Annotated in this window: 4 protein-coding genes; all 4 read right to left on the bottom strand. The window is 67.8% G+C overall.

The genetic code is table 11. The features are described from left to right. Nucleotides 1-1,033, bottom strand: a 1,033-nt coding sequence (locus tag APY03_RS27005; protein WP_198161306.1) for an MCP four helix bundle domain-containing protein, incomplete at its 3' end; no start/stop codon positions are given. A gap of 99 nt (nt 1,034-1,132) precedes the next feature. Next, nucleotides 1,133-2,860, bottom strand: coding sequence for a methyl-accepting chemotaxis protein (locus APY03_RS27010; protein ID WP_068681704.1), 1,728 nt, complete (start codon nt 2,858-2,860; stop codon nt 1,133-1,135). Continuing rightward, nucleotides 2,857-4,470, bottom strand: coding sequence for a methyl-accepting chemotaxis protein (locus APY03_RS45405; RefSeq protein WP_083944582.1), 1,614 nt, complete (start codon nt 4,468-4,470; stop codon nt 2,857-2,859). Before APY03_RS45405 ends, APY03_RS27010 begins: the two co-directional genes overlap by 4 nt. A gap of 16 nt (nt 4,471-4,486) precedes the next feature. Further along, nucleotides 4,487-4,959: methyl-accepting chemotaxis protein (locus APY03_RS44595; RefSeq protein WP_232324436.1), on the bottom strand; the 473-nt coding region annotated here is incomplete at its 5' end.

Here is a 4,959-nt window from a genome sequence, read left to right on the forward strand (position 1 = left end):
TGACGGCCACTTCGGAGGCCGAGAGCGCCAGCTGATTGGCCTGGCGCGCGTTGTCGGCGTTCTGCTTGACGGTGGAGGTCAGCTCTTCCATCGACGCGGCCGTCTGCTCCAGCGAGCTGGCCTGCTCCTCGGTGCGCGACGAGAGATCCTGGTTGCCCGAGGCGATCTGGCCCGATGCCGTCGCGATGGCATCGCTCGAATGCTTGATCCTGACCACGACATAGGTCAGCTGGTCTTGCATTTGCTTGATCGAGTGCAGCACGCTGCCCTGGGCGGCCGATCGCGCCTCCACGCCCACCGTGAGATCGCCACCCGCGATGCGCCCCACTGCGTCGGCGGCATAGGCCGGCTCGCCGCCGAGCTGGCGCGACAGCAGGCGGGCTACCACCACGCCCAGGCCCACGCTGGCAACCAGTCCCACCAGGGCCATGGCCAGCATCAGCAGTCGCGAGGTCTTGAAGGTGCCTTCGGCACTCTCCATGCTGGCCTTGGCCATGCTGTCGGCATGCTTCACCATCTGGTCCAGCACTTCCTCGACCGCGCGCGAATCCTTCAGCAGCTGTGTGCTCTCCTCGGACACCCGGCCGTCGAACTGCGAGCTGTCCAGCGACTGCCTGGAAATCAGCTCGATGAACTCGCCCATGCGCTTGCGCAGCGGCTGCACCAGGGCCTCGTAGCGTTCGTGGAGCTTGGCGCCCGCCTCGCTTTCGAGCAGCACGGGCTTGATCTGGGCCATGCGCTCGCCCAGCTCGGCACCGGCCTTCTTGAGTTCGGCAATGCCTGCATTGCGCTCGCCCTTGGTAGAGGCCGACAACAGGCTCATCTGCGCGCGGCTGGCATACAGCAGGTGGATGTTGGCCGCCTGCGCCGCCTCGAGCGTGCGCATCTCATGGTTGTAGAGCCTTCCGGTAGACGCGCTGATCCGGCTCATCTGAAAGATGCCGAGCGCGCTGACCGCGGCGCCCAGCGCCGCGACCACCAGGAAGGCGAGGATCAGCTTGACGCTGACACGAAGCTGTTGGAACCACTGCATTTTTCTTCTTCCTTCATGGGGCCCAAGAAGTCGGGCCTGGCCTTGGATCTATCGGCTGGCTGCGCTCGAAGTTGAGGGCCGCCAAACCTGATGTCCGTCTTAGAACTCCGTCCAGTCACCGGGCAGCGCGGCACTCGCGGCCTGCGCCGGCAGCGCCTTGGCTGGCGCGGCGGCCGGCCTGGGCGCGGGGCCTTTGAGCGCCGGCATGGCGCGCTTCAGCGGCTGGGCCGCACGGCTCTTGGCCTGCACCTGCGCCACCACCGCCGCCGCCGCCTCGTCGTGGCCGAGCTTGAATACCCGCACCGCATCGACCAGGCTGGCGGCCTGCTCCTGCATGGACTGCGCTGCGGCCGAGGCCTCTTCCACCAGCGCCGCGTTCTGCTGCGTCACCTGGTCCATCTGGCTGATGGCCTGGTTGACCTGCTCGATGCCCTGGGTCTGTTCCTGGCTGGCGGAGGTGATCTCGCCCATGATGTCGGTCACGCGCTTGACGCTGTCGACGATCTCTTCCATGGTGCGGCCGGCCTCGGCCACCTGCCTGCTGCCCTCCTCGACCTTGTCAACCGAGTCGTCGATCAGGGCCTTGATCTCCTTCGCCGCAGCCGCCGAGCGCTGCGCCAGGTTGCGCACCTCCGAGGCCACCACCGCGAAGCCGCGGCCTTGCTCGCCGGCGCGCGCAGCTTCCACGGCCGCGTTGAGCGCAAGGATGTTGGTCTGGAAGGCGATGCCGTCGATCACGCCGATGATGTCGACGATCTTCCGGGACGAGGCATTGATCGACCCCATGGTGCCCACCACCTGCGAGACCACGCTGCCACCCTTGAGCGCCACTTCCGAGGCCGAGAGCGCGAGCTGATTCGCCTGCCGGGCGTTGTCCGCGTTCTGCTTCACCGTGGAGGTCAGCTCCTCCATCGAGGCCGCGGTCTCTTCCAGCGAGCTGGCCTGCTCCTCGGTGCGCGCGGAGAGGTCGTGGTTGCCCGCAGCGATCTGGCCGGAGGCAGTGGCGATGGTGTCGGTGCCGGCGCGCACCTGGCCCACCACGCGAGCAAGGCTCTCGTTCATGTTCTTGAGCGCGTGCATGAGCTGTCCGGTCTCGTCGCGCGACTGCACCTCGATGCGGGTTCCGAGATCGCCGCTCGCCACCGTCTCCGCGACCTTCACCGCCTGGCCCAGCGGCCGGGTGATGCTGCGCGCGATCAGGAAGGCGCAGAGCCCGCCGACCAGCAAGGTCAGCGCCGTCATCGCGATGCGCATGTTGAAGCTGCTCGCATTCGCGGCGTCGATCGCGCGGCTCATGTCGTCGATGGCCTTGCGCTCCATCGACAGCAGTCCCAGCACCTGGCTCTCGTAGGCCTTGGCGGCGGGCTGGAAGACCTCCTTGAACACGCGCTCGGTCTCGGCCGCGTCGCCGCTGGCCTTGGCCTTCTGCACCGCATCCTTGGCCAGCTGGTACTTGGACCGCAGCTCGACGATGGACTTGAAGGTGGTCTTCTCCTGCTCGGTCACCAGCAGGGCCTCGACCTTGGCCATCGTCTCGGCGCCCTTCTTCACGCTGTCGGAAATGACGTCGGCGAAGGTGACCGGCAGGGTCGCATCGGTGGTCTTGGCGATCATCGCGGTCCGTGCGATGGCCGAGTAGGTCAGCACGTACCAGTCGGAGATCAGCCGTTCCTTGGCCAGCGGCCCTTGCATCATCTGGCGCGTGGCCTCGGCGTTCTTGTTGGCACTGATCAGCGCGAAGGCGGAGGCGGCCACGGTCAGGAGCAGCACCAGGCCGAAGCCGATGGCCAGGCGGGTGCCGATACGGAGGTTCGAAAGAGACTTCATGCTGCGAGCTCGTGTTGAGGGAAAGGGGTTCGCCTCGACGAAGAGGCGGCTGCGGTGGCGGGCCGGAACACGCTGACCGATTCGTCCAGCTGGCGGGCCTGGTCCTGCAGGGAGTCGGCCACGGCCGCCGCCTGCTCGACCAGCGCCGCGTTCTGCTGCGTCACCTGGTCCATCTGGCTGATGGCCTGGTTGACCTGCTCGATGCCGGTGGTCTGCTCCTGGCTGGCACTGGTGATCTCGCCCATGATGTCGGTCACGCGCCCAATGCTGTCGACGATCTCTGCCATGGTCCGGCCGGCTTCGGCCACGAGCCGGCTGCCCGCGCCCACTTTGCCCACCGAGTCGTCGATCAGGCCCTTGATCTCCTTGGCGGCGGCCGCCGAGCGCTGCGCCAGGCCGCGCACCTCGGCAGCCACCACTGCGAAGCCGCGGCCCTGCTCGCCGGCACGCGCGGCCTCGACCGCAGCATTGAGCGCGAGGATGTTGGTCTGGAAGGCGATACCGTCGATCACGCCGATGATGTCCACGATCCGGCGCGAGGAAGCGTCGATGGAGCCCATGGTCTGCACCACCTCGCCCACCACCTCGCCGCCCTTGCGTGCCACTTCGGAAGCCGATCTTGCGAGCTGGTTGGCCTGGCGCGCGTTGTCGGCGTTCTGCTTGACGGTGCCGGTGAGCTGCTCCATGGAAGCGGCCGTCTGCTCCAGCGATCCGGCCTGCTGCTCGGTCCGCGCCGACAGGTTCTGGTTGCCCGAGGCCATTTCGCCCGAGGCCGTCATCACGCGGCCGACGTTGGCACCCACGTCGGCCACGATCGCCGAGAAGTTCGCGCTCATCTGGTTCAACGCGGTCAACAGCTCCCGCGTCTCGTCGCCGGCATGGACCTCGAACCTTGCGATCTGGCCGCTTGCAATGGACCGTGCCACGCGCGTGGCATGGTCCATCGACTTGAACATCGTGCGGTCCAGGAAGATGCCCATGCCGGCCCAGGCCAGCGCCCCGCCCGCCGCCGCGGCAGCCGACAGGCCCGGCGCGGCAAGGTCCAGCCAAACGGCCACGCCCAACGCCAGCGACAGGCCCGCTGCAGCCAAAGTCGAGCCGAGCACGCGATGGCGGACCGGGATGCGGCGCAGTACGACCAGGGGATTTGCCCAGCCGAGCCGAACCATCTCGCCCCGCCGGATCGCCAAGCCGCGGGCCTGGCCTTCGCGGATGCGCCGATAGAGCTGCTCGGCAACCGCCACGGCCTCGCGCGCGGGCTTGCTGCGCACGGACATGTAGCCGACGAGGGTGCCGTTGCGGTCGATGGGCGTCACGTTGGCATGCACCCAGTAGAAGTCGCCGTTCTTGCGCCGATTCTTGATCACGCCCGTCCAGGGCAAGCCCCGGGCCAAGGTCTCCCAGAGATCGGCGAAGGCCTCGGGCGGCATGTCGGGGTGCCGCACCAGGTTGTGCGCCTTGCCCATCAGTTCCTCGAGGGTGAAGCCGCTGGCCTCGATGAAGGCCGCGTTGGCGTAGGTGATCCGGCCCTTGAGGTCGGTCCGCGAGACCAGGGCGGCATCGTCGTGCAGCAGGTACTCGTTGGCGGTAACCGGGAGATTGACTCGCATGGTGACGGGGCGCCTCTCAGTTCAGCGCCGGCTCGCCGGTGCCCAGCCTGAACACGCTGACGGCCTGCACCAGGCTGCCGGCCTGCTCCTGCATCGACTGCGCGGCGGCCGCCGCTTCTTCGACCAGCGCCGCGTTCTGCTGCGTCACCTGGTCCATCTGCGTGATCGCCTGGTTGATCTGCTCGATGCCCTGCGTCTGCTCGTGGCTCGCAGCGCTGATCTCGCCCACGATGTCGGTCACGCGGCGGATGCTGCCCACGATCTCTTCCATCGTCTTGCCGGCTTCGCCGACCAGCGCGGTGCCCGCATCGACCTTGCCCACCGAGTCGTCGATCAGGCCCTTGATTTCCTTCGCTGCTGCCGCCGAGCGCTGCGCGAGGTTGCGCACTTCAGAAGCGACAACCGCGAAGCCGCGGCCCTGCTCGCCGGCGCGTGCCGCTTCCACCGCCGCATTGAGCGCGAGGATGTTGGTCTGGAAGGCGATGCCGT

Source organism: Variovorax sp. WDL1, from assembly GCF_001541225.1.
Classification (GTDB): domain Bacteria; phylum Pseudomonadota; class Gammaproteobacteria; order Burkholderiales; family Burkholderiaceae_C; genus Variovorax.

Coding starts and splice junctions, on each gene's coding strand:
- APY03_RS45405 (WP_083944582.1), bottom strand. CDS start 4,470: ATGCGAGTCAATCTCCCGGTTACCGCCAACGAGTACCTGCTGCACGAC.
- APY03_RS27010 (WP_068681704.1), bottom strand. CDS start 2,860: ATGAAGTCTCTTTCGAACCTCCGTATCGGCACCCGCCTGGCCATCGGC.